Source organism: Prevotella rectalis (assembly GCF_900607215.1).
Taxonomy (GTDB): Bacteria; Bacteroidota; Bacteroidia; order Bacteroidales; family Bacteroidaceae; genus Prevotella; species Prevotella brunnea.
This window is the reverse complement of record NZ_LR027820.1, coordinates 1,185,539-1,186,013: the sequence shown is the minus strand read 5'-3', so window position 1 is coordinate 1,186,013 and position 475 is coordinate 1,185,539. Positions and strand designations below refer to the sequence as shown.

Below are 475 nucleotides of genomic sequence, written 5' to 3'. Positions count from 1 at the left end.
TTTCGAATTACACAAGCAGCAGCGAGGGTTTTGTTCCCCTTCAGTCATTAATCATGAACCCCCTGATGTATCATGACCGAGATTTGTTCGTCAGCGAAAATGCCCATGAGCAATGCAATGGCTTCCGTTCCCGCCGTTGGTACAGTCACGGCTTTGAGTTCTCGCTCCGTATTCCGCGCAGTCGTAGCGGGAGCTTCTATCCCATTCTCTTAGGGTTGATACGCAGCGAAAGCGAGGAACGTGCCAAATTGTTCAACCTCCTCTACACCAAAGGTCTTACCACGGAGCAGATAGGCGAGATTTCAAATTGCGTCTATGGTCGTTCCTACAGCAAGCAGCAGGTATCGCATCTTGCCGGCAGCTGCCGTGAGGACGTCGAACGGTGGCTTTGCCGTAGCCTTTCCTCCCACTACTTAGCCGTCTATATCGACGCCACCTTTATTTCCACCCGTAGGGACAGACAGGTGTCCAAGGA

General features: G+C 52.0%; 1 pseudogene. It reads left to right on the top strand.

Annotation, left to right across the window (positions count from 1 at the left end):
- Positions 1 to 475: pseudogene (locus E0E16_RS06155) on the top strand (transposase); the annotation flags it as partial.